Origin of the sequence: Nonomuraea gerenzanensis (genome assembly GCF_020215645.1) — a bacterium.
GTDB classification, from domain to species: Bacteria; Actinomycetota; Actinomycetes; order Streptosporangiales; family Streptosporangiaceae; genus Nonomuraea; species Nonomuraea gerenzanensis.
Map to the genome: position 1 here is coordinate 4,748,390 of NZ_CP084058.1, position 26,136 is coordinate 4,774,525.

The following is a 26,136-nucleotide window of genomic DNA, read 5'->3' on the forward strand; positions in this document are numbered from 1 at the left end:
GCTGAATCTGGTAGTTATAGGCGGGTGCGAATCAAGCCCCTGGCCGTGGTCCCCGTTGTCGTCGCCGCGCTTGCCGGCCCTGCCCATGCCGCGCAGGCCGCGCAGGCCGTCGCGCCGCCTCGCGTCCCGGCCGGGACGACGGCGGCCTGGGTGGTGTTCGACCGGCAGGCGGGCAAGATCGTCGCCACCAGGAACGCGCACCGGAAGTACCGCTCGGCCTCCGTCGTCAAGATCCTCATCGCGATCGACTACCTGGAGCGGCGCAAGAGCGTGCCGGCGGCCGACGCCAGGCTGCTGAAGGTGATGCTGCGCTCCAGCGACGACGACGCGGCCTCCACCCTGTGGGACCGCCTCGGCAAGGGGCAGATCATCGTGCGGCAGGCCCGCAAGCTGGGGCTGTCCGACACCGCGCCGCCGCCCGCGTCGAAGCCCGGGTTCTGGGGCTACACCTCGCTGAGCGCGTACGACATCGTGCGCACCTACCGCTACCTGCTCGACACCGCCGAGCCCCGGGTCAGGGACACCATCCTGGGCCACCTGCGGCTGTCCACGCCGTGCGGCACCGACGGCTTCGACCAGACCTTCGGCATCCCCGACGGGGTGCCGCGGCCGTGGGCGGTCAAGCAGGGCTGGTCGGGCTTCGGCACCACGCCCCCGGTCCGGTGCGGCGCGCGCGCCGCCCAGACCGCCTCGTACACCACCGACGCCAGGGCCGTCGGGGCGCCCATCTCATGGATCTCGCAGCGGGCCGCCGACTCCGGCGTGCCCGACTACGGCCGTCCGGTGCTGCACACGACCGGCCTGGCGGGCAAGGGCGACCGCTTCGTCATGGCCGTGCTGACGGCGCACCCGGCGGGCGGCACGTGGAGCTCCTCCGTCAAGCGCACCACCACGATCACCCGCGACCTCTACCGCCACGTCACCCGCTAGCGGACGAAGGTGAACATCCGCCGGTCAGGCTCCAGCGCCACCGGCGGACCGGCGTAGCGGTGCACCCCTACCCCGTACTCCGTGCCCTCGCCCTCGACCGCCACCCGCTCGAACCCGCCGCCCTCGAACCACGCGCAGATCACCGGCACCAGGTCCGGCTCGTGCCGCCCCCTGGTCCAGATCACCGTCGCGCCGGGTGCGCAGAGCTGCGGCAGCGTGGCGACCGTGCGGCGGACGTCGTCGTCGGTGATGTTCCCGAACACCCCGCACACGAGCACGAGATCCGCCGGTACGGCGCCCGCGTACGCCCCCGTAATCGCCGCGTCCCCGCACACCACCTCGACCCCATCGGGCGCCGCGCTCCTGGCCACGGCGGCGTTCCGCTCGTCCAGCTCGACCAGCCGCGCCCGCACCAGGCCGCGCCGGGGATGCGCGGACAGCACCGGCAGCAGATCGCGCCCCTGCCCGGCGCACAGGCTCACCACCTGCGAGGCCCCCTCGTCGAGGGCCGTGCCGATCCACCCACGCACGAGGTCGAGGCGGGCCTTCAGCGACGACCCCGGCTCGTCGTAGGCGTCATGCCACCGCGACCAGTCCTGCTGCGTCATGATCGCTGATCCTCGCCGAGATCGGGACGGCGGGCAAGCGCTTATCCGGGCTCAGGCGAGAGCGCGCAGGGCGTGGTCGATGACCTTCCTCAGCTCCTCGCGGGTGTGCAGGTCGCCCTGGTGGAGCAGCAGCCGGTAGTAGACGGGGCCGTAGAGCAACTCCAGGGCCAGGTCGAGGTCGGCGTCCCGGCTGAGCTGGCCGGCGGCCTTCGCCTTGGCCAGGCGGGCGCGCGCCTCCTGCGCCCGTGGCCCGATCAGGTCGTCGTTCAGGCTGCGTGCCAGGTCGGGGTCGTGCTGGGTGTCGGCGATCAGGCCGGTCAGCGCGCGCCCGGTGCGCGGCTCGGCCATGACGCCCTGGAGCAGCCCCCACATCTGGGCCTCCAGGTCGGCGCGGAGGTCGCCCGTGTTGGGGAACGTGACGGCCGGGTTGACGGTTTCGTCGAGCGCGTCCAGGACCACCGCCCCCTTGGACGGCCACCAGCGGTAGATCGTCTTCTTGCTCACCTTGGCCCGGGCGGCGATCGCCTCGACCGTGACGTGCCCGTACCCGTGCTCGCCGCACAGGTCCAGGGCGGCCTCGATGATCGCGCTGCGGCTCTTCTCGCTGCGCCGTTGCGGGTTGGGCTCCGGGGACATGTGCTCACCCTACCGGAAACGACACGGGCCGTGTTGACAAGCTCTCGGCGGAGGTGGCAGGGTGCCACGTGGAAACGACACGTGTCGTGTGGAGAGGATGATCGCCATGACCAGCACGTATGAGGGGTTCTCGGCCGAGGAGCGGGCCGCGATGCGGGACCACGCGCAGGAGCTGAAGAAGGCGTCGCGCCGCAGCTCCAAGGCCGACAAGGCCGAGGAGGCGAGGCGGGACGTGCTCGCGAAGATCGCCGAGATGGCGGAGCCGGACCGGGTGCTCGCCGAGCGGGTTCACGCCGTCATCACCGCCGGCGCTCCGGTGCTCACGCCGAAGCTCTGGTACGGCATGCCCGCCTACGCGCTCGACGGCAAGCTCGTCTGCCACTTCCAGCCTGCCGCGAAGTTCAAGACGCGGTACGCGACGCTCGGGTTCAGCGACCACGCGCGGCTGGACGACGGCGAGATGTGGCCGGCCGCCTTCGCGCTGACCGAGATGACGGCCGAGGTCGAGGCACGCATCAGCGCGCTGGTGAAGCAGGCGGTGAGCTGAACGGCGGGCTCGCCGCTCGCGCCCGTCCGCGTCCGGCGAGCCGCACTTCGCCGCGGCGCCCGACGGTGCGCTGAGCCGGATGCGCGCCGCTCAGCGCATCCGTTCAGCGCATCCGTTCAGCGCATCCGTTCAGCGCAGCCGCTTGGCGGCGAGCTCCTGCTCCAGCCGCACCTTCTTCGGCACGCACATCCGCCACGCCTCCAGCACCAGCTCCCGCATCTCCGCCACGTCGATGGCGGCGGTCCGCACCTCCACCCAGTGGAACCGCAGGTCCGACTCGCGTGGCAGCAGGAACTTCTCGGGCTCGGCGGCCACCAGGGCCGCGCGCTCCTCCTTGGGGAACCCGAACCCCATCAGGCTCTCGTCACGCGAGAACGCCACGTAGACGATCTTACCTACGCGGAACTTCACCCGGTCCCTGATCAGGTGCTCAGAGGAGCGGGGGAGCGTACGGGCGAACTGCCGTACGTCATCGACGGTGAACACACGGCAGACGCTACCCCCTATCGGTTGCCCTCCGCCGCCGAGATGTCGGCCAGCGCGGAGTCCGGGTCGCGCTCCATGGCCAGGTCGCCCAGGCTGACGACGCCGACCGCGCGGCCGTCCTCGACCACCGGCAGGCGGCGGACGGCGTGCGTGCGCATGAGCTGGACGGCCTGCTCGATGCTGGTGTCCGGCCCGACGGCCTCGACCGAGGGGCTGCACGCCTCGCGGACGGGCGTGTCCGGGCCCCGGTCATCGGCGACCACGCGCACGGTGATGTCGCGGTCGGTGACGATGCCCTTCATCCGGCCGTTGTCGTTGACGATGACCGCTCCCGTGTCGTTGTCGCGCATCAGCGACGCCGCGACGGACACCGGCTGGTCGGCCTCGACCGTCGCCGGGTGAGAGGTCATCACATCTGCCACGGTCTTCGCCATGGGTCTCCTCCTGTGGATCGGTCCGGCCGACCCCCTACCCGGGCGAATGCGCCTTTCACGGCTCTTTGTCGGTTTCTCCCACCTTGGCGCGGGCTCCAAGGCGCCTCCCACCTTGGCGCGGGCTCCAGGGCGTCTCCCGTCTTGGCGAGGGCTCAGAGCGCCTTGGCCGCCAAGCGGATCTCCTCCAGGAGCACCACCAGGTCCTGCTCGGTCGTGTCCGGGTGCAGGATGCAGGTGCGCAGCGCGTCCCGCCCGCCCAGCCGGGTGCCGGTCAGGAACGCGTTGCCGCGTGCCTGGACCGCCGCCGGGATGGCCCGGTTGAGCTCGTCCAGCCCGTCGGCGCGCGGGATGTGGCGGAAGGCGGTGATCGAGGTGGTGACCGGGGCGAGCAGCTCGAAGTCCGGGGCCGCCTCCACCATCGCGCCGAGCGTGCGCGCCAGCCCGGTCGTGTGCTCCACCATGCGCTTGACGCCCGACCGGCCCAGGTGCGAGAGAGTCGCCCAGGTCTTCAGCGCGCGGAACGGCCGGGTCTGCTCGGGGCCGTACTCGGCGAACCAGCCCAGCTCGCCCGCGTTCTCGTCCACCAGGTACGACGGCACCAGGCTGAACGCGGCCCGCGCCGCGCCCGGGTCGCGCAGCAGCGCGCAGCCGCAGCCGACCGGCACGCCGAGCCACTTGTGCGGGTCCAGGGCCAGTGAGTCGGCCCGCTCCAGGCCCGCGTAGTGCGGCGCCGCCCTGTCGGCCAGGACGCCGAGCGCGCCGTACGCGCCGTCCACGTGGAACCAGAGGCCGTACGCCGCGGCCACGTCCGCGATGTCGTCCAGCGGGTCCACCGCGCCGGAGTTCACCGTGCCCGCGCTGCCCGCCACGCAGAACGGCCGCAGCCCCGCGTCCAGGTCCTCGGCGATCATGGCGCGCAGCGCTCGCACGTCCATCCGGTACGCCGCGTCCACCGGCACGAGGCGCACGTTGCGCGCGCCGAGGCCGAGGAGCTGGGCCGCCTTGTGCAGGCAGCTGTGCCCCTCCTCGGTCACGTACATGACCATGGGGGGACGTCCGGACAGCCCCTCCTCGCGGGCGTCCCAGCCGTCCGCGAGCGCCGCCTGCTGGCGGGCGGTGGCCAGGCAGATCACGGTGGCCATGGACGCGCCGCTGGTCAGCAGCCCGCCGCCGGGCGGGTGCGGGAAGCCGACGAGGCCGGCCAGCCAGCGCACCACCGTGCGCTCGAGGTGCGGGCCCGCGTGGTCGCCGCCCGCGCAGCTCGGGTTCAGCGCCGCGGCCAGCGGCTCGATGAGCACGCCCGCCGGGTTGGGCGGCGAGTTCACCCAGCCGAAGAAGCGCGGGTGCCCGTTGCCCATCGGGTACGGCAGCACGTGCTCGCGCGTGTCCTCCAGCAGCTCGTCGAGCGGGCGGCCCGTCTCGGGCAGCTCCTGGCCGGTCAGCCAGGCCAGCTCGGCCTCCGGCACCGGCTGCCACACCGGCCGCCCCGGGACGCCCTCCAGGTGGTCGGCCATGATCTGGGCGGCCTTGGCGCCGGCCCGGCGCAGGTCATGCATCGGGGGATTCCCTCCGTCGTTCGTGGTGCCCGGCTGTGCCTCTCGTGGGGCCCTTCGCGGGGCCGACCTCCATGGCGAGGTAGAAGACGCAGTCGGTGGTGCCGTGGTTGGCGTAGGCGTGATGGCAGTCGCCGGGGTAGTAGGCCGAGTCGCCGGCCGCCAGCTCGTACGGCCTGCCGTTGATCGTCAGCCGCAGGCTGCCGTGCTCGACGGCGAGGTACTCGCGCGAGCCCGGCGCGTGCGGCACGAACTCGCCCGCGTCCACGCCCGGGCCGATCGTCGTGCGCATGAACTCGAACTCCACCTCGCCCAGCACGGGCGACAACACGCGCCGCTCCCACCCGGACGGGTCGCGCAGCACCCGCTGCTCGGCGTGGCGCAGCACCCGCATCGCGCTGTGCGCGGGCTCGTCGAGCAGCCGCGAGATGGACGTGCCCAGCGCCGTGGCCAGCCGGTCGAGCACCAGCACGCTCGGCGTCTTCGTGCCCCGCTCGACCTCGGAGACCATGCTCCTGCTGATGCCGCTCAGCTCGGCCAGCCGCTCGATGGACAGCCCCCGCGCCTGCCGCTCGCCGCGGATGCGCCGCCCCAGCTCGGCCATGGACAGCCCGCTGGACAGGACCCCTTCGCCTTCCATTCCTCCACTATAGCGGTGCTTTATCCGCTTTAGTGGATTCCTGGTACGCCGCCAGCACCTGCTTGCGCCGCTTGGCCGGCAGCCGGTCGATGTAGAGGTAGCCGTCGAGGTGGTCGGTCTCGTGCTGCAGGCAGCGGGCCAGCAGGCCGGTGCCCTCGACCGTCACGGGCTCGCCGGCGACGTCGAGGCCGCGCACGGTGGCGCGGTCGGGGCGGGGGAGCGGCGCGTACTGGCCGGGCACCGACAGGCAGCCCTCGTCGCTGTCGTCCAGCCGCCGCTCGCCGAGGCCGGGCACCTCCAGCTCCGGGTTGACGACGACACCCTTGTGGCGCGTGCCCTCGTCGTCGGGGCAGTCGTAGACGAACACGCGCAGCGGCACGCCGATCTGGTTGGCGGCCAGGCCGACGCCCTCGGCCGCGTACATGCTGGCGAACATGTCGTCCACGAGCGCCGCCAGCTCGCCGTCGAACCGGGTGACCGGCTCGCACGGGTGATGCAGCACCGGGTCGCCCACGGTCACGATCGGCCGGACCTCGCCCACTGCGTACGCCCCTTCCTCGGGTCATGTCTCGGGCAAGTGTACGCAATCCCGGGCGCATCTCGGTATGTAAGACGATCTCTCTTGAATAGTGAGACGCACGCTAGGGTGGCAGCACCGTCGTCGTAACGAGGGAGTTCACCGATGAACGCCGTCTACACGCATGGCCACCACGAGTCCGTGCTGCGCTCGCACCGCTGGCGCACCGCCGAGAACTCGGCCGCGTACCTGCTGCCCCACCTCAAGCCGCACATGAAGATCCTGGACGTGGGCAGCGGCCCCGGCACCATCACCGCCGACCTGGCGGCCCGCGTGCCCGACGGCCAGGTGACGGCCTCCGAGGTCACCGCCGACGCGCTGGAGCTGGCCAGGGCCGAGGTGGCGGGCCGGGGGCAGGCCAACGTGGACTTCGCCGTGGCGGACGTGCACGCGCTCGGCTTCCCTGACGACACGTTCTGCGTGGTGCACGCCCACCAGGTGCTGCAGCACGTCGCCGACCCGGTGGGGGCGCTGCGGGAGATGGGGCGGGTGACCAAGCCGGGCGGCTTCGTGGCGGCGCGCGACAGCGACTACGCCGCGTTCACCTGGTTCCCGCGAGTGCCCGCGCTGGACGAGTGGATGGCCCTGTACCAGCAGCTCGCGCGCGCCAACGGTGGCGAGCCGGACGCCGGGCGGCGGCTGCTCTCCTGGGCCCGCGCCGCCGGCTTCGAGGACGTCACCGCCACCTCCTCCACCTGGTGCTTCGCCAGTGCGGAGGACCGGGCCTGGTGGGGCGGCATGTGGGCCGAGCGGATCCTGCGCTCGAAGCTGGCCGAGCAGGCGCTGTCCAGCGGCGCCGCCACCGAGCCGGACCTGCGGCGCATGTCGGAGGGATGGCTGGAGTGGGCGGCGGCGCAGGACGGGTGGCTGTCCGTCCTGCACGGCGAGATCCTCTGCCGGGTCGCGCACCCGGCCTGACGCTGGCGGCGCGACGCCGGCGGCGTGACGCTCACGGCGTGACGCTCACGGCCTGACGCTCACGGCCTGACGCTCACGGCCTGACGCTCACGGCCTGACGCTCACGGCCTGGTGTTTTCGGCCGGACGCTCCCGGCTCAGAGACCCAGGGTGCGGACGCGCTGCCACTGCGGGTCGCGGTACAGGACCATGTCGGTGCCCACCATCTCGTCGGGCGCCGACAACATGGCGATCTCACCCGCCGCCTGCAACTGCAGCAGCAGGTCACGCACCCGGGGCCCGACCGGCAGCCGCCCGGTCGGCAGCCCCAGCCCGTTGCGCACCGTGTCGGCGACCTCCGACAGCCGGAACGGCCCGTCGAACCCCGCCACCACCCCGCGCACGACCGTGATCGTGATCAGATGCTCGGCCTCGGCGTGCGCGAGCTGCCAGGTCACCTGCTCCTTGCGCCGGCCGGTGCCCGCGCAGGAGGTGCAGGGCCGTTTCAGCTCGGGCGTCACCTCCTCCTCGGTCGAGCCGAGGCAGGCCGAGCACAGCCCGTTCTCGGCGGCGTGCAGCTCGGCGGTCATCCGGCCGCCGAGAATCACGCCGCAGCCGCAGGCGAACGCGTCACCCAGGATGCCGGTCTGAGGGGAGATCGCATGCTCACTCACCGAGCCGACTCTACCGTCGCCCCACGTGCCCCATGCCCGTCATCACCACCACGGGCCCCAACCGGCCCGGGACGTCAGCCTCGGAGGTCGCCCAGCCCGCGCAGCCGCCGCAACGCCTTGCGCGCCGCCGCCGCCACCCGCTCGTCCGGATGGTGGTCGATGAACACCCGCAGCACCTGCCCCGTCCACGGATGATCCCCGAACGCCAGGATCGCGATCGTCCCCGCCTGCTCCTCCGGCTTCATCCCCATCGCGATCGACTCGATCACCTCGCCGGTCTCCCCGCCGAACTCCAGCAGCGCCGCCGCCATGTCCACCAGCACCCACGCGATCTCGTCGGGTGACGGCTGCCGCTCCTCCCGGCCGGTGCGGGCCGCGATCACCGCCCCGAGCTTGGGCTCCTCCATCAGCCGGCCCAGCGCCTGCCGCCCCTCCTCGCCGAACGCCGTCGAGAGCAGCTCCACGCCGACCGCCCGGCTCAGCGGGCTCACCGTGCCCAGCACCGCCGCGATCTCGTCCGCCGCCGCCTGCTCGTCGCGGTCCTTCAGCCACCCGGCCAGCTCCTCGCCGCGCTCGCTCTCCGGGTAGGAGCGCAGCCCGTGCAGCAGCGTCGCCGCGTCGGCGTCCGCCAGCGTCCCCATGACAGGGATGTCCTGACCGGTGGTCTCGGCGATGATCTGCCGCGCCACCCACAGGCCGAGCCAGCTCAGCGTGTACGGCTCCGCCTGCCGCACCAGCCCGAGCCCCGTCAGCGTCGCGGACGCCTCACCCCGCAGCGGCTCCCTGGACAGGAACAGCCGGACCAGCTCCAGCAGCAGCCCTTCGTCCTCGGCCAGCCGCTCCCGGCAGTGCTCGGCCCAGAAGGCCAGCACCTCCGTGTCGTCGCCCTCCGGCTTCAGCTCCTCGGCCAGGGGCGCGGCGCGCACGGCGGCCGCGAGCGTGGCCCTGTCGGGCAGCCGGATCGGGGGCTGGAGGGGCAGCGTGTCGTCGTCGTAGGAGCTCACCCGCCCATCTTTTCGCGAGATTTCCGCTAGAGTGCCCGCTGACGCCGAAAAGTCAGAAGAAAGGAGGCGCACAGAGATGTTCGGCATGTTCACGGGCGCTCGCCGCGCCCGCTTCTGCTTCTCGGAGGATCCATGCGTTTCCGTCCCGCCGTCGAGGACGATCTAGACCGCCTGCTCGGCTGCGTCGTCGACGAGTCCATCAGCTGGTCCCACCCCGACCGGCTGCTGTCGTTCCTGGAGAGCGGCGCCTACCGCTTCGACCGCATCTGGCTCGCCGAGGCCGAGCCGGGCGGTGAGATCATGGCCCGCGCCGTGTGGTGGGGCTTCCCCGGCACCGACCGGCCGCTCGCGCTCGACTGCCTGTACGTCGCCCCCTCGGTCATCTCGCTCACCGACCGCGTGGGCCTGGCCGCCGACCTGCTGGGCCGGGCCCATGCCGCGTACGGGGAGGCGCCCGCCTACCACGTCTTCCTCTCCAGCGGCTGGCGCGACGACCCCAGGGCGAGCGCGGCCATCGCCTGGCGCTGGGAGGCCGCCGGGCGCGCCGGGCTGACCGACGAGCTCGAACGCCTGCGTTACGAGTGGACCCCGGCGGACGCGCCCGTGCCGGAACCGTCCGACCGGCTGGTCTTCCGCGAGGATGACGACGATGAGGCGTTCGTGGCCGCGTTCATGCGGGTGGCGGTCGGGACGCTCGACCACCACACCCGCCAGGCGCTGACCGGCATGGGGCCGGAGGCGCAGGCGCGTGAGGACGTCGGCGACTACAGGTCGATGCCGGGGGAGCGGGCCTGGTGGCGGCTCGCCTTCGACAAGGCGGGCGAGCTGGTGGGCGTCGCGCTGCCGTCGGCGAACAACGCGGGGCCCGTCGTGGGCTACCTGGGGGTGGTGCCGGAGCAGCGCGGCCACGGGTACGTGGACGACCTGCTCGCCGAGATCACGCGCTTTCACGCCGGGCGCGGGGTGCAGCGGATCGTGGCCGACACGGACACGGGAAACGTGCCGATGGCGCGGGCGTTCGAGCGGGCCGGGTACCGAAATTTCGCCATAAGGTTGGTCTTGTCGGCAAGTCCCGTGAACACGTGATGCGCGGCGGGCTCCGTACCCGCCACTGTTGATCCTGCGCGCCGTCCACCTCGCGCACGTGCGCGCCATCCCTTCGAGAACCTGGACGTGCTGCTCGGCCGGGGCATCTCCCTTGAGCTGGGCAGCCTCCAGGACAAGAGGGTGACGGGCGGGCGCGGCGGCTACCGCCCCGTCCCGCCCCACCAGACTCACGGACGGCACCCGGGCAGATTCTCCTGGCGCACCCCCACCAGAAAGTCCTCCACCCGCCCCCGATCCGGCCACTCCGGCAGCACACCCGGCTCCCCGGCCAGCTCGGCGGAGAGCGCGGCCCGCCAGGCGAGCATCGCGTCCCAGGAGACCTCGCCGCGCCGCACGGCCAGCAGCCGTTCGCGGTGCTCGGCCATCGAGACGAGCGGCTCGCCGTGCCGGAGCAGGTGCAGGCCGCTGAGCAGCAGCCGGAGCATGTGCATGGCCTGCTTCCAGTTGGGCCGCTCCGGGTCGAGCCGCCGCAGCTGCGACTCGGCGTACCCGGCGAACGAGCGGTGCGCCCGCTGCGACAGGAACGCCCCGCGCAGATCCCGCAGCCGCTGCCCGGCGGGGGTGATCACCTCCACGAGAGGGGACCACAGGCATTCCAGGACGGTGGGATTGGCGTCCAGGGCCAGCCCGCAGAAGCGTTCCACCTCCCAGGAGAACTGCTCGGGCAGCGGCCCGTCCCGGTGCGTGGCCGGTTTGTCCAGCCGCCAGAACGCCGAGGTAGGCGCCACGAACACGCCGCGCCGGTCGGTGTCGGAGTCGCCGGTGTCCAGCTCGTACGCCCTCGACCCCACCACCACGGAAAGGATCACGTCATCGTCCACCCGGATATCTTGCGCCATGGGGCCGCAGGCTGTTGTGATCGACGGGTGAGCGGTTTTGACGAGGTCTACCGGCGCAGCATCGAGCAGCCCGAGCAGTTCTGGGGCGAGGCGGCGGGCGGGATCGACTGGGACGTGCCACCCGCGACCGTGTACGGCGAGGGCCGCTGGTTCCCCGACGGCCGGCTCAACACCTGCTACAACGCCCTGGACCGGCACGTCGAGCGGGGCCGCGGCGAGCAGCCGGCGCTGATCCACGACAGCCCGGTCACCGGCACCACCCGCGTCCACACCTACGCCGAGCTGCTGGACGAGGTGGCCAGGACCGCGGGCATGCTGCGCGGCCTCGGCGTGACGGCGGGCGACACCGTGGTCATCTACCTGCCGATGGTGCCGGAGGCGGTGGTCGCGATGCTGGCCTGCGCCCGGCTCGGGGCGGTGCACTCGGTGGTGTTCGGCGGGTTCGCGGCCAGGGAGCTGGCGGTGCGGATCGACCACGCCAGGCCCAAGGTGGTGCTGTCGGCGTCGTGCGGGATCGAGCCGGCGCGCGTGGTGGCGTACAAACCGCTGCTGGACGACGCGCTGGAGCAGGCGGAGCACCGCCCCGAGCGGTGCGTGATCCTGCAGCGGCCGCAGTGCGTGGCGGAGCTGCGGGAGGGGCGGGACCTCGACTGGAAGCAGGCGGTGGCGGGCGCGGAGCCGGCGCCGTGCGTGAGCGTGGCCGCGACCGACCCGCTCTACATCCTCTACACCTCCGGCACGACCGGCACGCCCAAGGGCGTCGTGCGCGACAACGGCGGCCACGCGGTGGCGCTGCACTGGAGCATGTCCCACGTGTACGGCGCCGCCCCCGGCGAGGTCTACTGGGCCGCCTCCGACGTGGGCTGGGTCGTCGGCCACTCCTACATCGTGTACGCGCCGCTGCTGGCGGGCTGCACCACGGTCCTGTACGAGGGCAAGCCCGTCGGCACCCCGGACCCGGGCGCGTTCTGGCGGGTGGTGGCCACGCACGGGGTGCGGACCCTGTTCACCGCCCCGACGGCGATCCGCGCCATCAAGAAGGAGGACCCCACCGGCGCCTTCGCGGCCAAGTGGGACCTGTCGGGGCTGCGCCACCTCTTCCTGGCCGGCGAGCGGCTCGACCCCGACACCTACCACTGGGCCTGCGACCTGCTCGGCATCCCCGTCATCGACCACTGGTGGCAGACCGAGACCGGCTGGCCGATCGCCGCCAACTGCGTCGGCATCGAGCCGCTGCCGCTCAAGCCGGGCTCGCCGACCAGGCCCGTGCCTGGCTGGGACGTGCACGTCCTCGACAGCGAGGGTCACGACTGCCCGCCGGGCATCGAGGGCGCGGTCACCGTGAAGCTGCCGCTGCCGCCGGGCGCGCTGCCCACCCTCTACCGCGACGAGGCCCGCTTCCATCGCTCCTACCTGGAGCGCTACCCCGGCCACTACCTGACGGGCGACGGCGGCCACCTCGACGAGGACGGCTACCTCTACGTCATGGGCCGCATCGACGACGTGATCAACGTGGCCGGGCACCGCCTGTCCACCGGAGCCATGGAGGAGGTCATCGCCGAGCACCCCGACGTGGCCGAGTGCGCGGTGATCGGCGTCGCCGACGAGCTGAAGGGGCAGCTGCCGATGGGGTTCGTGGTGCTGAAGGCCGGCGCGGAGCGCGACCCGGAGGAGATCGAGCGGGAGCTGGCCGCGCTGGTGCGCGAGCGCATCGGCCCCGTGGCCGCCTTCCGCCACGCGGTCGTGGTGAGCCGGCTGCCGAAGACCCGCTCGGGCAAGATCCTGCGCGCCACGATGCGCACCATCGCCGACGGCCGCCCGTACGACGTCCCGTCCACCATCGAGGACCCCGGCGCGCTGCCGGAGATCGCACAGGCGCTGAAAGGAATGTGACCGGCGGGTAACGTCTCGGTCGTCCTGGCCAACAAGCCTGCGCCGACCGGGGCGTACCGCGCATGATGGGACATCCCACTCCCAGGGAGCAGGCCATGATCGACACCCCGAGCTACGCCGACGCCCTGAGAATTCTCGGATGCAAGGACGGCAGGCTGGTCAAGGTGATCGGGCTCGCCGCGGAGGCCGAGCGCACCGGCTGGGCGCTGGCCGGCGGCACCCGGCTCACCACGAGCCTGCGCGACCTGCGTGACGGCGTCGTGGCCTACGGCGAGGACGTCGTACGCCGGATGCCGGAGCTGAAGAGCGGCGTGGACCGTTTCACCCGCACCCAGCGGCTGGCCGCGGCGCACGCCGCGATCGTCGTGGCGGCCTGGTTCGAGGCGCTCGGCGAGGCGAAGCTGCCGTTCACGCTGGACCAGCTCGACCGCGGCGACCGCATCTCGCACGGCGTGCCGACCGCCGAGCGGTACGCCAGGCTGGTGGCCGGGCTGCTGCTGGAGCGGCTGCCCACCCCCGAGCCGCACGTGCCCTACACCGAGACCCGCGCCGCCGTGGAACGTGCCTACGAGCGCATGTCCGAGGCCATGACCGGGTACGTGGGCGGCCTGTCCGTCTGGGACGAGCTGCCGGTGGACGACCAGCTCGCGCTGCCCCGCCTGCTGTCGGAGGCGCCGGCCGCGCACGCGTTACGCATCTACGACGAGGACTACCGGTCGCTGGCGCTCGACAGCCACGAGTTCGGGGTGCGCAGCCTGGTCACCGAGCGGCCGCAGCCCGCCACGGCGCTGTCGCGGGTGGCGTGGCTGCTGGCCGAGCTGGCCCCGCCCCGCGTCGGCGACCGGCCGATGATCCACCAGGTCAGGATGGCCGCGAACGCCCTGGACCAGCCGCTCCTGCTGGCCGGCAAGCTGCCGGAGGACGTCTACCTGCCGCTGCTCGGCGAGGGCTACCTCAGCCCGCGCTGCCGGGTGGCGGAGCTGACCCGCGAGTCCTCGCCCGCCGAGCGGAGCTGGTGGGACAGGCAGCGGCTGCTGCCCGACCCCGAGGCGTTCCTGGTCGGGCACCTCACCTCACTGCGGGCCACCCAGGCGCCGCTGCTCGTGCTGGGCGAGCCCGGCTCGGGCAAGACCAAGCTGACCGAGGTGCTGGCCGCCCGGCTGGCCAGGTCGGAGTTCCTGCCGTTCCGGGTGGAGCTGCGCGCCGTGCGGGCCCGCGCGGACCTGGCCGGGCAGATCGAGCAGGCCACCGGCGAGGTGCTGGGGCAGGAGGTGCCCTACGCGGACCTGGTGGCGGCGGGCGGCGGCGCGATGCCGGTGATCCTGCTGGACGGGTTCGACGAGCTGGTGCAGGGCGGCCTCAACCGCTACGACTACCTGGAGCGGGTCCGCGAGTTCCAGACCAGGGAGGCCGGGCTCGGCCGGCCCGTCGCGGTGATCGTGACCAGCCGCACCGTGGTGGCCGACCGGGTGCGCTTCCCCGACGGGCTGCTGGCGCTGCAGCTCCTGCCGTTCGACGACGACCAGGTGCGCCAGTGGCTCGACATCTGGGACCAGGCCAACCGCGCCCTGCTGGCCAGGCGCGAGCTGAAGCCGCTGCCCGCCGAGGCGGCGCTGGTCCACGGCGAGATGGCCAGGCAGCCGCTGCTCCTGCTGCTGCTCGCGCTCTACGACGCCGGCGGCAACGCCCTGCAGCACGACCACGGCCCGCTGCGCAGGTCCCGCCTGTACGAGGTGCTGCTGCGCGACTACACCGAACGCGAGACGGGCGGCGCCCGCCGGGTCGTCATCGACCAGGAGCTGGTCCTGCTCGGCGCGGTGGCGCTGTCCATGCTGGCCCGCGGCAGCCAGGTCATCACCGACGAGCAGCTCGACCGCGACCTGCCCGCCCTGTGCCACGGCGGCGAGGACGACCAGGACGACGAGGAGGAGCGCGTCGGCTGGGCGCGCAGGGCCACCGAGCGCTTCTTCTTCGTGCGCAGGAAGGGGCACGCGTTCCTGCACTCCACGTTCGGCGAGTTCCTGGTCGCCTGGCTGACCCTCTACGCGCTGCGCGACCTCGACCGGCGCCGCCGCCTGGCGGGCGACGAGCCGCTCGCCGTGGTGCAGGCGGTGGACGACGACCTGCTGTACGCGGTCACCTCCCACTCCTGCCTGGCTGAGCGCGGCCCGACGGTCGGCTTCATCGTGGAGCTGCTGGAGGAGGTCCCGCCGGCGGTCCGGGCGCGCTGCGCCGAGCTGCTCGCGGGGCTGCTGCGGCGGGCCCTGCATGAGCGGACGCGCCGCCACTTCACCGGCTTCCGCCCGGTCCGGCACCCGCTGACCCGCCGCCTGGCCGCCTACTCGGCCAACCTCACGCTGCTCATCGTGACCGCCTCCGAGGAGCCCGTCGCGGTCTCGTCCATCCTGCAGGGGCCCGACCACCTGGAACGCTGGTCCGCGCTCACCCACCTGTGGAAGGGGCAGCTCGGCGCGGACGGCTGGGCCGGGCTCGTCACCGCCCTGTCCGCGCACCGGGTGGTCACGGACGGCGTGGAGGACGTCGTGCTGGGCGCCGGCACGGAGACCAGCGGGATGGGCGACGTCGTGGTCGCGGTCGCCACCGGGCACGCGCCCCGCCACCGCAGGCTGCTCGACCTGCTGCTGCGGGCGCTGGGGGAGGGGCGCGCGCTGCCGTTCCGCGATCGCGTGGGCATCCTGGAGGAGCTGCTGCGCACGGTGGCCGTCCGCTCGCCCGCGATGCACCAGGCGCTGGGCGCGATGTGGCACGAGGAGGGCGCCGACCGGGCAGCGATCAAGCCCCTCCTGCGGTCGATGCTCGCCGACCCGGCCGACCGGATGGCGACCTGGGAGCAGCTCGTCAAGTCAGGCGTCCCGGAGAGCGCCCTGTGGGAGATCCACCAGGACGTCCTGCACCCGGACGGCTGATCACGACCCGGCCGGGTCGGCGGGCAGCTCCACCGTGATCGTCAGCCCGCCCTCCTCGCGCGGCCTGGCCACCACCGTCCCGTCGTGCGCCTGCGCGATCACCCGCACGATCGACAGCCCCAGCCCGCTGCCCCGGTCGGAGCGCAGCCGGTCGGCGTGCAGCCGCCGGAACGGCTCGAAGATCGTCTCTATCTCGTACGTGGGCACCTGCAGCCCGGTGTTGGCCACGACCAGCTCGACCCGGTCGGCCCGCCCGCGCGTGGTCACCCACACCTCGCCCTTGGGGTGGTTGTGCCGGACGGCGTTCTCCACCAGGTTCTGCACCAGCCGCTCGACCAGCACCGCCTCGCCCGCCGTCGGGGCCGGGTCCAGCAGCCGGTGGATCGTCACCTCCCGCTCGGCCGCCTCGGCCGCCGCCTGGTCCAGCACGTGCTCGGCCACGTCCGTCAGGTCGAACGGCCGCCGGTCCAGCACCGCCTGCTCGCCCTCGGCCAGCGCCAGCAGGCCGTCGATGAGCCGCTCGTGCCGGGTGTTGACCAGCAGCAGCGACTCGCCGAGCCGCTTGACGTCGTCGGTCGCGTCGGGCCGGCGCACGGCCACGTCCACCAGCGTGCGGTTGATCGTCAGCGGGGTGCGCAGCTCGTGCGCGGCGTTGGCGACGAACTTGCGCTGCCCGCCGAACGCCCGCGCCAGCCTGCCCAGCATGGTGTCGTAGGTGTCGGCCAGCTCCTTGATCTCCTCCCTCGGCCCGTCGTAGGCGATGCGCTCGGTCAGGTCGTGGCTCTGCGCCACCCGCCGCGCCGTCTCGGTGACCTGCCGCAGCGGCCGCAGCAGCCAGCCGGCGCAGCGCCACCCGAGCCCGAACGCCGCCGCCGTGGCCGCCAGCACCGCTGCCACGCCGGTGAGGCGCACGTTGTTCAGCGTGTCGCGCTGGTAGACGGCGTGCACCTGCATGGCCCGGGTGCGCGCGACCTCGTACATGTCCTCGTAGCGGTGGAAGGTCCGCCAGTCGTCGTTGAACGCGGCAGGGGTGAACACGCTGCCGCGGTATTCGAGGCTCTGCGCCACCACCACGTGGACCGCGGTCAGCGCCAGGCCGCCGAGCACCAGCACCGCCCCGGCGCAGACCAGGGCGAAACGCATGCGCACGCTCATGGGATGCGGTACCCCGATCCGGGCACGGTCTCGATGACCTGGGGCTCGCCGAGCTTCTTGCGCAGCTTCATCATCGTGGTGCGCACCGTGTTCGTGAACGGGTCGATGTGCTCGTCCCACACCTTCTCCAGCAGCGTCTCCGCCGACACCACCGCCCCCTGCGCCCGCAGCAGCTCGGCCAGCACGCCGAACTCCTTGCGGGCCAGCGGCACGTACCGGCCGTCGCGGAAGACCTGCCGGTGCGCCCAGTCCAGCCGCACCCCGGCCCGTTCCAGCATCGGCGGGTCCGCCGCGCGCGCCCGCCGCCCCAGCGCGTGCACGCGCGCCACCAGCTCCTCGAACGCGAACGGCTTGGGCAGGTAGTCGTCGGCCCCCAGCGACAGCCCCGCCACCCTGGCCCGCACGTCGGAGGCCGCCGTCAGCATCAGCACCCGCACCAGCCAGCCCTGCTCCACCACCGCCCTGCACACCTCGTCGCCGTGGGTGCCCGGCAGGTCCCGGTCCAGGATCAGCACGTCGTAGTCGTGCACCCCGAGCCGCTCCAGCGCCGACTCCCCGTCGTAGGCGACGTCCACGGCCAGCGCCTCACCGCGCAGCCCCTCGGCGATCGAGTCGGCGAGCATGCGCTCGTCCTCAGCGATCAGAACACGCACCGCGGCCCCCAAAGATCTTCAAATGCCGTTCAGTGTGGTGGTGCCGGCATAACGCGGGCATAACCACCGCCTCACGGCAGGCTAGCGGTGCTCACCGTCGTGCTCGCCGTCGTGCTCGCCGTCGTGCTCGCCGTCGTGCTCGCCGTCGTGCTCGCCGTCGTGCTCGCCGTCGTGCTCACTGTCAGAGCCAGCCACGCTCCCGCGCCACCTGTACGGCCTCCGCGCGGTTGCGCGTCCCCGTCTTGCCGATCGCCGAGGACAGGTAGTTGCGCACGGTGCCCTCCGTCAGGAACAGCCGCCGGGCGATCGCCGCCACGGTCGGCTCGCCGGCGGCCACGCGCAGCACCTCGGCCTCCCGCTGGGTGAGCGGGCTGGGGCCGGTGGTCAGCGCGGACACGGCCAGCTTGGGATCGATGACCCGCTCGCCGGCCATCACCCGGCGCACCGCCGCGGCCAGCTCGGCGGCCGGGGCGTCCTTGACCACGAACCCGGCCACGCCCGCCTCCAGCGCCCTGCTGAGATACCCGGGCCGGCCGAACGTGGTCACGATGATCACCCGGCGGTCGCGCAGCCGCTCGGCCACCTCCAGGCCCGACAGACCGGGCATCTCGATGTCGAGCAGGACCACGTCGGGGTCGTGCGCCAGCGCCGCCGTCGGCACCTCGTCGCCGCGGCCGACCTCCGCCACCACCTCGATGTCGTCCTCCAGGCCGAGCAGCGCCGCCAGCCCGCCCCTGACCAGGTCCTGGTCGTCGGCGATGAGCACCCGGATCGCGGCGCCGGTGCTCGTGCGGCCCCGGGTCACGGCGCCTCCACGGGGATCTGCGCGTAGAGGCGGTAGCCGCCCTCAGGCAGGGTGCCGACCTCCAGGCGCCCGCCCGCGGCGCCGAGCCGCTCCGCCAGCCCCGTCAGCCCGTTACCCGGCCGCGGCCCCGCCGGCCCCGCCGGCCCCGCCGGCCCCTCATCCGGCCCCTCATCCGGCGCGGCGCTCTCCCGCGCCCCTCGCTCACGGGATCCGCCCGGCTCGCCGTCGTCGCGGACCTCCACCGCCGCCATCCTCCCGTCCGTCCGCAGGCGGATGTCGCACCGCCGGGCCCGGCTGTGGCGCAGCACGTTCGTGGCCGCCTCCCGCACGGCCCAGGCGAGCTGCGCCTCGGCGGCGGCCGGGATGGGCCCGTCGGCGGGGCAGACCGCCACCTCGATCCCCGCCACCCCCAGGTTGCGGGTGGCGGTCTCCAGCGCCTCCGACAACGACGGCGCGCGGTAGCCGGTGATGGCGTGCCGCACCTCGTCCAGCGCCCGCCGCGCGGCCCGCTCCACCTCGGTCATCTCGCGGGCGGCCCGCCCGGGGTCGGCGGGGGCCAGGCGCGCGGCGAGCTGGCTCCTGATCGTGATCGAGGTCAGCGTGTGCCCCAGCGTGTCGTGCAGGTCCCTGGCGAAGCGCAGGCGCTCGTTCTCCACGGCGAGCTGCGTCACCTCGACGCGGGCGGCGTTCAGCCGGGCCACGAGCAGCCCCATGTGTTTCATCGCCCACACGGCCATCGCCTGCGCCGCGATGACCAGCGGCACCCACCACACCTGCGCCGGCGGCGCGCCGAAAACCGGCAGCGCCGCCGTCTCCACCGCCGCCGTCGCGACCGCCGCCGCGGCGAAGGCCGGGGTGCGCAGCGACGCGGCGAACGCGCTGATCAGGAACACGAACGAGGCGTACGCCCACGGCGCCCCGAACAGCGGCAGCAGCGCCAGCGCCGACCCGGTCAGCCCCGCCAGCGCCCACGGTCTCGGCGTGCCCGCCCGTGGGCTCAGCATCCGCCACATGATCACCAGCCAGCAGGCCCCGAACACCGCCGTCAGCCCCAGCGCCGCCACCACCGCGAGCGGTCCGGGTCCGGCGCCGAGGAACGCCCAGAGCGGCCAGGCGACCAGCAGCAACCAGGCGCCGGAGCCCACCCGCGCCGCCGCCCGGCCCCTGCCGACGTCGAACTCCGCGACCGTCATGTGCCGACATCCACCTCTGCGACCGTCATGTGCCGACATCTAGCCTCTCGGCCGTCATGTGCCGACATCCACCTTCGCGACCGTCATAGTGCCCGACGGTAACGCCACAGGGCCAGCCCGGCGAAGAGCAGCGTCCACGCCGCCAGCACGGCCAGCGACGTGCCCGTCGGCGCCAGGCCGTCCAGCGTCCGCCACCCCAGCGCCCCCGCCTGGTAGGCCGGGCTGTACTCGGCGACCGCGCGCATCCCCGCCGGCATGGCCTCGACGGGCAGCCACAGCCCGCCCAGCACCGTCAGCAGGAAGTAGACGATCATCATGGCCAGGTTCGCGCCCTGCCCCTGGATGGCGTAACCGAAGGCCGTGCCGAGCGCCGCGAACGGCAGCACCCCCACCCAGATCAGCACGACCAGCAACGGCCAGGTGCCGGCCGGCAGCCGCACCCCCGACAGCAGCGCCCCGCCGGCCAGCACCACGACGATGCTCGGCAACACCATGATGGCGCCGCTGACCAGCTTGGCCGTCACGTACCCGTGCGCGGGCAGCGGCGTGATCGCCAGCTGCGCCAGCCACCCCTTCGAACGCTCCAGCGCGATGGCGCCCCCGATGAACAGCGCGGAGCCCATCGCGCCGTAGGTGGCCATCGACACCATCGCGTACGCCGCGAAGTCGTCCACCCCGGGCGGCGCGACGTCCAGCACCTGGGTGAACACCAGGTAGATGGCCAGCGGGAAGAACGTCGTCATGACCAGCCCCATCGGGTTGCGGTAGCCGCGCGCCAGCTCCAGCCGCAGGTACGACCCCATCAGCCCCGCCCTCCCGTCAGGCTCACGAACGCGCTCTCCAGGTCCGCGCTCTCCACCCGTACGTCCCTGACGTCGTCGAACATCGCGAACAACCCGCGCAGCGTGGCGTCGGAGTCCTTGGTCCGCAGTGAGACGGACCGGCCCGCCACGCTCACCTGCAGCACCCCCGGCAGGATCTCCAGCTCGCCCAGGTCCGCGTCACCCAGCGTGCACCGCACCTCGCTCCCGCCGACCAGCGCCTTCACGGCGGCCACCGGGCCGTCCGCGACGACCCTGCCCCCGGCCAGCAGGACCACCCGGTCGGCGTAGTCGTCGGCCTCGGCCAGGTAGTGGGTGGCGAAGACGGCCGTACGGCCCTGCCCGGTCCTGGCCCGCAGCTCCTGCCACAGGGCGCGCCGGCCCTCCACGTCCAGGCCGACCGTCGGCTCGTCCAGCACCAGCAGGTCCGGATCGCCCACCACGCACAGCGCGAACCGCACCCGCTGCCGCTGCCCGCCCGACAGCCGCCCGATCCGCTGCCCGGCCAGCTCGTCGACGCCCGCCGCCCGCATCGCCCGCTCCGGTGTCAGCGGCTCGGGGTACATCCCGGCGACCGCCGCCACCAGCTCGCCCACCCGCACGTCCTCCAGCAGCCCCGACTCCTGCAGCAGCACCCCGACCCGGCCCGACCGCAACGCGGCCAGCGGTGGCCGGCCGAACACGCCGACGGTCCCGGAGCCAGGGGCGCGCAGGCCCAGCGCGATGGACAACAACGTGCTCTTGCCCGCCCCGTTCGGGCCGAGCACCGCCACCGTCTCGCCCTCGCCGACGTCCAGGTCCACGTCGGCCAGCGCGATCACCTGGCCGTAGCTCTTGGTCACGGCCCGCATCTGTAGTGCGCTTCCCGTCATGCGACCAGCTTGCGGGAACGGGCCCGGCCTGATGTAGTGCCGTACGTCAGCCGGGCCCGTATGACGGATGTCACGGGTACGAGCCCGCTCACGGTCAAGACGCACGTCAACCGGATGATGACCAAGCTGTCGGCGCACGACCGCGCCCAGCTCGTCGTCATCGCCTACGAGAGCGGGCTGATCCGGCCGGGCGACCCCGGCCCGCCACGAGCCTGATCGGCGAGGAGGTACCGCGATCGGTGCAGCCGATCGCCCGCGCAAGGACGACGACGCCGGGCACGCCGCCTTCCTGCCGTCGCCGCATGATTCGCTTCTGCATCCGCCACAGACGCCTGGTCGCCGCCCTCCGGCTGGCCCTGACCGCCGCGCTCGCCGCCGCCGCGGCCACCTGGCCGGCCCCCGCCCACGACGACTTCACGCTGCCGGGCTCCGAGACCCAGCGACGGCTGGGCGGCACCGGCGGCCCGATCGACGCGTGGGTGCCGATGATGCTGTTCACGATCACGTTCGGCCTGTCGATGGACTACGAGGTGTTCCTGCTGTCGCGGATCAGGGAGGAGTACCTGAGGGACCGCGACAACACCCGCGCGGTCGCCGCCGGGCTCGCCGAGACGGCCCGGGTCATTACCGCCGCGGCTACGATCATGTTCTGTGTGTTCGCCGCTTTCGGCGCCTTCGACGATCGCGCGCTACGCGTCATGGGGGTGGGCCTGGCGGTCGCGGTGCTGGTGGATGCCACTGTGGTGCGCCTGGTTCTGGTGCCCGCCGCCATGGAAGTGATCGGTGAGCGCAACTGGTGGTTGCCTGTCCTGACCTTTCGGAGGCTGACACCGCAGCGGAATGGTACGTAATATCCAGACATCACGAGCGTTGGGGGCGCCAGGGTGCCAGGACAGAACGTGGGTGTGGTAGTAGATCCGCAAGTGCCGCGCGAAGTGGCCGGACTGTTACGTGCCAACGCCCCCTTGCTGTCCAGGGTGAGAGCCGGCTGGGTGCCCCCGGCCGCGGTCCCGGCCCGCCGCCGCAGCCCCTCCAGCGCGCTGCTGCTGGCCGCCACGCCCGTGGTGATCGCGCTCATGGCCGTCCTGCTGGCCTCGCAGGCCTCGGCGGCCGGGTTCGTGCTGCTCGGCACGTACGTCTTCATCGTCCTGGTGAAGATCGCCTCCATGAGCGAGACCCCCGAGGACGAGCGCCCGCAGGAGCGCGGCGTCTACGAGCAGGCCCGCTGGTACGACGGCCGCTTCCTGCTCCCCGAGGACTTCGACCACGACGCCAGGCTGGTGCTGGCCAGGGCGCAGCGGGCCATCGGCGCCGTGCTGCGCTCGCACGTCAACGCCGAAGGGCTGCTCGACGACGCCCGCAACGCGGTGATGCTGCCCGCGCAGGAGTGGGAGATAGCCCGGCTGCTGGCCAAGCTGTCGGCGCTGCGCCTGGAGCACAGGGAGCTGCTGGCCAGAGGCATCGCGCCCGAGGTGGCCGCGGTGATCGAGCCGCTCGAACGGGCCCTGGTCAACAGCGAGGCCGCCGTCGTCGCCCGCGTCGAGGCGCTGGAACGTTACGCCGGTCACGTCGCCGAGGCCGAGCGCGCCTACCACGCCCGCGGCCAGATCGAGGAGCTGCGCGCCCGCCTGCCCCGCTACGAGGAGCTGCTGGCGGAGGCGGGCGCGGACCGGCTCGGTGTGACCGAGATCGAGCGGCTCGCCGAGGACGCCGACGTGCTGGAGCGCACCTTACGCCGCAGTGTCGAGTCCGCCCACGAGGCGTTCCGCTACTTGGAGAGCTGACGTAACTCATGATCGATTGAGGATGCACAACGTGCCCGGACGTCAAGCGAAGGTGATAGTCGATCCGGTGGTGCCCGACGACGTCGCGGCCTTCCTGCGCGAGCACCGCAAGCTGCTGCCGCGCATCCGGTCGGGCTGGGTCCCCCCGAACCGCGGGCACTCTCCGGTGGCGCGCGCCGCGGGCCGGCTGGCCGCCGCCGCGACGGCGCTGGCGGCGGCGGTGTACGGGCTGGTGCTGTTCGTCGCCGAACGGTACACGCCGTTCGTGGTGATCATGACCGGCTCGGCGCTGCTGATGGTCAGCGTCCTGTTGCGGCCCAGGCCCGACGCCGAGGCGGAGCGGCGGCGCGCCCTGGAGCGCCAGGTGTACGAGGTCGCCCGCCGCCATGAGGGCCACTACGTGCTGCGCGAGCGGCTCGACGAGCCCGCCAGGGCGCTCATGGCCCGCGCCCAGGCCGCCATCGACCAGGTCGTGGACTCCAGCGTGAACGCCGAGGGCCTGCTCGACGGCGTGCGCAACGGCGTGATGCTGCCCGCGCAGGAGTGGGAGATCGCCCGCCTGCTGGCCAAGCTGTCGGAGCTGCGCGCCGAGCACCAGGAGGTCGTCTCCGAGGGCGTCATCCCCGAGGTGGCCGCCGTGGCGGAGCCGCTCGCCCACGCCCTGGACAGCAGCGAGCGGGCGGTGCTGGCCCGGGTCGAGGCCCTGGAGCGGTACGCGGGCCACGTGGCCGACGCAGAGCGCGCCTACCGCGCCAGGAACCAGATCGAACGCCTCAGCGCGCGGCTGCCCCGCTACGAGGAACTGCTCGCGGAGTCGGGCGCGGACGGCTCGGTGGTGCCGGAGCTGAGCCGGTTGTCCGACGACGCCGACCGTCTTGAGCAGGCGCTTCGCGACAGCGTCAGCTCAGCGCACGAGGCTTTTCGCCACCTTGATAGCTGACTTCGCTTAGGATCCGGATTCGTGGCGGATGTGGTAGTAGACCCCGAGGTACCATCGGACGACGCCCAGCTTCTCAGGGACAGCCGTCGGGTCCTGCTCAAGATGCGCACCGGCTGGACACCCCAGCCACGACGGCCGATCGCCGGCGCCCACCACCGCATGATGGCGGCGTTCGGCGGGGCGGCCCTGTTCGGCCTGCTGCTGGGCTTCGGCTCGTTCGCCCGCGGTCTCGGGCTGCTGATGCTGGTGCTGTTCGGCATCCCGCTGATGATCGTGCTGTTCGTCGGCAGGGACGACCGCACCTGGGACGACGAGGACGCCTACGAGCGCGAGGTCTACGACCAGCTGCGCTGGTACGAGGGCCGCTACGTGCTCACCGACGACCTCGACGAGTCCTCGGCCAGGCTCCTGGCCCGCGCCCAGCGGGCCATCGCCGCCGTCACCGGCTCCCGGGTCAACGCCGAGGGGCTGCTCGACGACGTGCGCAACGGCGTGATGCTGCCCGCCCAGGAGTGGGAGATCGCCCGGCTGCTGGCCAAGCTGTCGGCGCTGCGCGCCAAGCACAGGGAGACCGTCTCGCAGGGGCTCACCCCCGAGGTGGAGGCCGTGGCCCGGCCGCTCGCCCGGGCGCTCGACAGCAGCGAGGAGGCCGTGCTGGCCCGGGTCGAGGCCCTGGAGCGGTACGCGGCCAACGTCGCCGACGCCGAGCGCGCGTACGTGGCCCACCACCAGATCGAGGAGCTGCGCAGCCGGGTGCATCAGTACGAGGAGCTGGTGGCCGAGACGGGGGCCGACGGGTTCGCCGTACCGGAGCTGGAGCGCCTGGCCGCCGACGCCGACCGCCTGGAGCAGGCGCTGCGGCGCAGCGTCAGCTCGGCCCAGGAGGCCTTCCGCCACCTGGAGCCCTGACGGGCGTGCAGGTGGCTGCGGACGGCGTTCAGGCGTGAGGGCGCCCTGCGGCGGCAGACGGCCGTGATGGTGGGCGGTCGGCAGCAGCCGGTCAGGCGTGGGGAGCGGCCCGCAGCAGGCGGTCAGGCGTGGTGGGCGGCCTGCAGCAGCACGTCGCACAGGGCGTCGGCGGCGTCGACGCGGCCCAGCTTGGCCGCCGCGTGCCCCATCGACTGCCGCAGCCCGGGGTCGGCCAGCAGCGGCATCAGCTCGGCCAGCAGCATCTCGGCCGTCGGGTGCGGCTCCAGCAGCGCCCGTGCCGCGCCCGCCGACACCAGGTAGCCGGCGTTCTTGCGCTGCTCGTCGCCGCCGGTCGGGATCAGCGGGATGAGCACCGCAGGCTTGCCGATCGCGGTCAGCTCCGACACCGTGCCCGCCCCGCTGCGCGAGATCACCACGTCGGCCGCCGCGAACAGGTCGGCCAGCTCCCCGCCCACGTACGGCACCGGGTGGTAGCGGTCGGCCAGCTCCGGCGGCAGGGGCACCGCGCGCATCTGGTCGATCCACGCGGGCCCGCACTGGTGCACGATCTGCGCGTGCGGCAGCAGCCGGGGCAGCAGCTCCGCGATCAGCGTGTTGATCTGCTTGCTGCCCGTCGCGCCGCCGGTCACGTAGATCAGCGGCACCTCGAACGTCAGTCCGAACAGGTCGTAGGCCGCGGCGCGGTTGCCCTGCAGCAGCTCGGGCCTGATCGGGTTGCCCGTCACCACGGCCTTGGCCCGGGCGGAGGCCGGCAGGTACTGCAGCGACGACTCGTGCGACAGCGCGATCCTGGTCGCCAGCCTGGCCAGGATGCGGTTGGCCAGGCCCACGACGGTCGTCTGCTCGTGCATCACCAGCGGCCGACGGATGATCTTGGCTGCCACGCCGATGGGCACCGCCACGTAACCACCGGTCGACAGCACCACGTCGGGCAGGTAGCGCGCCGCGTGCCCGATCGCCTGGAACACGCCGATCGGGATGCGGAAGACGTCCGCGATGTTGGTGCCCAGCTCCTTGAGATTGGGGCGCCGGCGCAGCTTGCCCGTGGTGATCGCCTTGAACGGGATGCCGTGCTCGGCGGTGATCCGCGCCTCCAGGCCGTTGGCGGTGCCCACCCAGAGCACGTCGTGCGGCACCTGACGTCGCTGGACGGCCGACAGGGTCGTCAGAGCCGGATAGGTGTGACCGCCGGTGCCGCCGCCGGTGATCAACAGTCGCAGGGTTCGTGACAT

General features: G+C 73.1%; 27 protein-coding genes and 1 pseudogene. 11 read left to right on the top strand and 17 right to left on the bottom strand.

Annotated features, from left to right (window positions below):
• The first annotated feature begins 24 nt into the window (after positions 1-24).
• Positions 25-930 (top strand): D-alanyl-D-alanine carboxypeptidase family protein, encoded by a 906-nt coding sequence (locus tag LCN96_RS22380; RefSeq protein WP_225274820.1) that lies wholly within the window; start codon positions 25-27, stop codon positions 928-930.
• On the opposite strand, the gene LCN96_RS22385 is transcribed toward LCN96_RS22380, so the two are convergent.
• Both LCN96_RS22385 and LCN96_RS22390 read right to left on the bottom strand, forming a co-directional pair.
• Entirely contained in the window at positions 927-1,538 is a 612-nt protein-coding gene (locus LCN96_RS22385) for an SAM-dependent methyltransferase (RefSeq protein WP_225274821.1), read from the bottom strand. The genes LCN96_RS22380 and LCN96_RS22385 overlap by 4 nt on opposite strands.
• Before the next feature lie 51 nt (positions 1,539-1,589).
• Entirely contained in the window at positions 1,590-2,174 is a 585-nt protein-coding gene (locus LCN96_RS22390) for a TetR/AcrR family transcriptional regulator (protein ID WP_225274822.1), read from the bottom strand.
• 106 nt (positions 2,175-2,280) lie between these two features.
• On the opposite strand from LCN96_RS22390, the gene LCN96_RS22395 reads away from it, so the two are divergent.
• The gene (locus LCN96_RS22395) at positions 2,281-2,721 is read left to right on the top strand and encodes an iron chaperone (protein WP_225274823.1); all 441 of its coding nucleotides are present in this window, start codon (positions 2,281-2,283) and stop codon (positions 2,719-2,721) included.
• A 129-nt stretch (positions 2,722-2,850) separates the two neighbouring features.
• Here LCN96_RS22395 and LCN96_RS22400 read toward each other — a convergent pair whose 3' ends face one another.
• The 5 genes from LCN96_RS22400 to def form a co-directional block, all read right to left on the bottom strand.
• On the bottom strand, positions 2,851-3,207 hold the full coding sequence (locus LCN96_RS22400; protein WP_225274824.1) for an MmcQ/YjbR family DNA-binding protein: 357 nt from the start codon (positions 3,205-3,207) through the stop codon (positions 2,851-2,853).
• 17 nt (positions 3,208-3,224) lie between these two features.
• Positions 3,225-3,641: a CBS domain-containing protein gene (locus tag LCN96_RS22405; RefSeq protein WP_225274825.1), complete on the bottom strand. Its 417-nt coding sequence runs from the start codon at positions 3,639-3,641 to the stop codon at positions 3,225-3,227.
• A 152-nt stretch (positions 3,642-3,793) separates the two neighbouring features.
• Positions 3,794-5,197, bottom strand: coding sequence for a pyridoxal phosphate-dependent decarboxylase family protein (locus tag LCN96_RS22410; RefSeq protein ID WP_225274826.1), 1,404 nt, complete (start codon positions 5,195-5,197; stop codon positions 3,794-3,796).
• On the bottom strand, positions 5,190-5,834 hold the full coding sequence (locus tag LCN96_RS22415) for a helix-turn-helix domain-containing protein (RefSeq protein ID WP_225274827.1): 645 nt from the start codon (positions 5,832-5,834) through the stop codon (positions 5,190-5,192). The genes LCN96_RS22410 and LCN96_RS22415 overlap by 8 nt, the downstream gene beginning before the upstream one ends.
• Before the next feature lie 7 nt (positions 5,835-5,841).
• Complete coding sequence (gene def, locus LCN96_RS22420) at positions 5,842-6,375, bottom strand: peptide deformylase (RefSeq protein ID WP_225274828.1); 534 nt, start codon at positions 6,373-6,375, stop codon at positions 5,842-5,844.
• Between the two features lie 141 nt (positions 6,376-6,516).
• On the opposite strand from def, the gene LCN96_RS22425 reads away from it, so the two are divergent.
• On the top strand, positions 6,517-7,329 hold the full coding sequence (locus LCN96_RS22425) for a methyltransferase domain-containing protein (RefSeq protein ID WP_225274829.1): 813 nt from the start codon (positions 6,517-6,519) through the stop codon (positions 7,327-7,329).
• Between the two features lie 136 nt (positions 7,330-7,465).
• On the opposite strand, the gene LCN96_RS22430 is transcribed toward LCN96_RS22425, so the two are convergent.
• The gene (locus tag LCN96_RS22430) at positions 7,466-7,981 is read right to left on the bottom strand and encodes a hypothetical protein (RefSeq protein WP_225274830.1); all 516 of its coding nucleotides are present in this window, start codon (positions 7,979-7,981) and stop codon (positions 7,466-7,468) included.
• A 74-nt stretch (positions 7,982-8,055) separates the two neighbouring features.
• The gene (locus LCN96_RS22435) at positions 8,056-8,985 is read right to left on the bottom strand and encodes a hypothetical protein (RefSeq protein WP_225274831.1); all 930 of its coding nucleotides are present in this window, start codon (positions 8,983-8,985) and stop codon (positions 8,056-8,058) included.
• Positions 8,986-9,117: 132 nt separating this feature from the next.
• On the opposite strand from LCN96_RS22435, the gene LCN96_RS22440 reads away from it, so the two are divergent.
• Positions 9,118-10,071 (top strand): GNAT family N-acetyltransferase, encoded by a 954-nt coding sequence (locus tag LCN96_RS22440; protein WP_225274832.1) that lies wholly within the window; start codon positions 9,118-9,120, stop codon positions 10,069-10,071.
• 188 nt (positions 10,072-10,259) lie between these two features.
• Here the strand turns inward: LCN96_RS22440 and LCN96_RS22450 are convergent, their stop codons facing one another.
• On the bottom strand, positions 10,260-10,913 hold the full coding sequence (locus tag LCN96_RS22450; protein ID WP_225274833.1) for a nucleotidyltransferase domain-containing protein: 654 nt from the start codon (positions 10,911-10,913) through the stop codon (positions 10,260-10,262).
• 45 nt (positions 10,914-10,958) lie between these two features.
• On the opposite strand from LCN96_RS22450, the gene LCN96_RS22455 reads away from it, so the two are divergent.
• The gene (locus tag LCN96_RS22455; RefSeq protein ID WP_225274834.1) at positions 10,959-12,824 is read left to right on the top strand and encodes a propionyl-CoA synthetase; all 1,866 of its coding nucleotides are present in this window, start codon (positions 10,959-10,961) and stop codon (positions 12,822-12,824) included.
• Positions 12,825-12,919: 95 nt separating this feature from the next.
• Positions 12,920-15,751 (top strand): NACHT domain-containing protein, encoded by a 2,832-nt coding sequence (locus tag LCN96_RS22460; protein WP_225274835.1) that lies wholly within the window; start codon positions 12,920-12,922, stop codon positions 15,749-15,751.
• Here LCN96_RS22460 and LCN96_RS22465 read toward each other — a convergent pair whose 3' ends face one another.
• From LCN96_RS22465 to LCN96_RS22490, 6 genes are all read right to left on the bottom strand, one after another.
• On the bottom strand, positions 15,752-16,894 hold the full coding sequence (locus tag LCN96_RS22465; protein ID WP_225274836.1) for a sensor histidine kinase: 1,143 nt from the start codon (positions 16,892-16,894) through the stop codon (positions 15,752-15,754).
• Between the two features lie 8 nt (positions 16,895-16,902).
• Positions 16,903-17,559, bottom strand: coding sequence for a response regulator transcription factor (locus tag LCN96_RS22470; RefSeq protein WP_225274837.1), 657 nt, complete (start codon positions 17,557-17,559; stop codon positions 16,903-16,905).
• A gap of 181 nt (positions 17,560-17,740) precedes the next feature.
• Complete coding sequence (locus LCN96_RS22475) at positions 17,741-18,364, bottom strand: response regulator transcription factor (RefSeq protein ID WP_225274838.1); 624 nt, start codon at positions 18,362-18,364, stop codon at positions 17,741-17,743.
• Positions 18,361-19,557, bottom strand: a complete 1,197-nt coding sequence (locus LCN96_RS22480; protein WP_225274839.1) for a sensor histidine kinase — start codon at positions 19,555-19,557, stop codon at positions 18,361-18,363. The genes LCN96_RS22475 and LCN96_RS22480 overlap by 4 nt, the downstream gene beginning before the upstream one ends.
• An 83-nt stretch (positions 19,558-19,640) precedes the next feature.
• A complete protein-coding gene (locus tag LCN96_RS22485) occupies positions 19,641-20,360 on the bottom strand; it encodes an ABC transporter permease (protein WP_225274840.1) in 720 nt (239 codons plus the stop codon).
• On the bottom strand, positions 20,360-21,229 hold the full coding sequence (locus LCN96_RS22490; RefSeq protein WP_225276033.1) for an ABC transporter ATP-binding protein: 870 nt from the start codon (positions 21,227-21,229) through the stop codon (positions 20,360-20,362). The genes LCN96_RS22485 and LCN96_RS22490 overlap by 1 nt, the downstream gene beginning before the upstream one ends.
• Before the next feature lie 102 nt (positions 21,230-21,331).
• On the opposite strand from LCN96_RS22490, the pseudogene LCN96_RS22495 reads away from it, so the two are divergent.
• The 5 genes and pseudogenes from LCN96_RS22495 to LCN96_RS22515 all read left to right on the top strand — a co-directional run.
• Positions 21,332-21,466: pseudogene (locus LCN96_RS22495) on the top strand (response regulator transcription factor); the annotation flags it as partial.
• A gap of 23 nt (positions 21,467-21,489) precedes the next feature.
• Entirely contained in the window at positions 21,490-22,101 is a 612-nt protein-coding gene (locus tag LCN96_RS22500; protein ID WP_225274841.1) for an MMPL family transporter, read from the top strand.
• A 126-nt stretch (positions 22,102-22,227) separates the two neighbouring features.
• Positions 22,228-23,034: a hypothetical protein gene (locus LCN96_RS22505; protein WP_225274842.1), complete on the top strand. Its 807-nt coding sequence runs from the start codon at positions 22,228-22,230 to the stop codon at positions 23,032-23,034.
• A gap of 31 nt (positions 23,035-23,065) precedes the next feature.
• Positions 23,066-23,974, top strand: a complete 909-nt coding sequence (locus LCN96_RS22510) for a hypothetical protein (RefSeq protein ID WP_225274843.1) — start codon at positions 23,066-23,068, stop codon at positions 23,972-23,974.
• Positions 23,975-23,995: 21 nt separating this feature from the next.
• On the top strand, positions 23,996-24,883 hold the full coding sequence (locus tag LCN96_RS22515; RefSeq protein WP_225274844.1) for a hypothetical protein: 888 nt from the start codon (positions 23,996-23,998) through the stop codon (positions 24,881-24,883).
• A 122-nt stretch (positions 24,884-25,005) separates the two neighbouring features.
• Here the strand turns inward: LCN96_RS22515 and LCN96_RS22520 are convergent, their stop codons facing one another.
• Positions 25,006-26,136 carry a UDP-N-acetylglucosamine--N-acetylmuramyl-(pentapeptide) pyrophosphoryl-undecaprenol N-acetylglucosamine transferase gene (locus tag LCN96_RS22520; protein ID WP_225274845.1) on the bottom strand — a complete coding sequence of 377 codons (1,131 nt, stop codon included), beginning with the start codon at positions 26,134-26,136 and terminating at the stop codon, positions 25,006-25,008.

What these genes read in the sequence shown, in the direction of transcription:
- LCN96_RS22460 (WP_225274835.1), top strand. Translation starts at nt 12,920, where the DNA reads ATGATCGACACCCCGAGCTACGCCGACGCCCTGAGAATTCTCGGATGC.
- LCN96_RS22405 (WP_225274825.1), bottom strand. Translation starts at nt 3,641, where the DNA reads ATGGCGAAGACCGTGGCAGATGTGATGACCTCTCACCCGGCGACGGTC.
- LCN96_RS22520 (WP_225274845.1), bottom strand. Translation starts at nt 26,136, where the DNA reads ATGTCACGAACCCTGCGACTGTTGATCACCGGCGGCGGCACCGGCGGT.
- LCN96_RS22480 (WP_225274839.1), bottom strand. Translation starts at nt 19,557, where the DNA reads ATGACGGTCGCGGAGTTCGACGTCGGCAGGGGCCGGGCGGCGGCGCGG.
- LCN96_RS22395 (WP_225274823.1), top strand. Translation starts at nt 2,281, where the DNA reads ATGACCAGCACGTATGAGGGGTTCTCGGCCGAGGAGCGGGCCGCGATG.
- LCN96_RS22490 (WP_225276033.1), bottom strand. Translation starts at nt 21,229, where the DNA reads ATGCGGGCCGTGACCAAGAGCTACGGCCAGGTGATCGCGCTGGCCGAC.
- LCN96_RS22415 (WP_225274827.1), bottom strand. Translation starts at nt 5,834, where the DNA reads ATGGAAGGCGAAGGGGTCCTGTCCAGCGGGCTGTCCATGGCCGAGCTG.
- LCN96_RS22440 (WP_225274832.1), top strand. Translation starts at nt 9,118, where the DNA reads ATGCGTTTCCGTCCCGCCGTCGAGGACGATCTAGACCGCCTGCTCGGC.
- LCN96_RS22465 (WP_225274836.1), bottom strand. Translation starts at nt 16,894, where the DNA reads ATGCGTTTCGCCCTGGTCTGCGCCGGGGCGGTGCTGGTGCTCGGCGGC.
- LCN96_RS22425 (WP_225274829.1), top strand. Translation starts at nt 6,517, where the DNA reads ATGAACGCCGTCTACACGCATGGCCACCACGAGTCCGTGCTGCGCTCG.
- LCN96_RS22485 (WP_225274840.1), bottom strand. Translation starts at nt 20,360, where the DNA reads ATGGGGTCGTACCTGCGGCTGGAGCTGGCGCGCGGCTACCGCAACCCG.
- LCN96_RS22390 (WP_225274822.1), bottom strand. Translation starts at nt 2,174, where the DNA reads ATGTCCCCGGAGCCCAACCCGCAACGGCGCAGCGAGAAGAGCCGCAGC.
- LCN96_RS22410 (WP_225274826.1), bottom strand. Translation starts at nt 5,197, where the DNA reads ATGCATGACCTGCGCCGGGCCGGCGCCAAGGCCGCCCAGATCATGGCC.
- LCN96_RS22385 (WP_225274821.1), bottom strand. Translation starts at nt 1,538, where the DNA reads ATGACGCAGCAGGACTGGTCGCGGTGGCATGACGCCTACGACGAGCCG.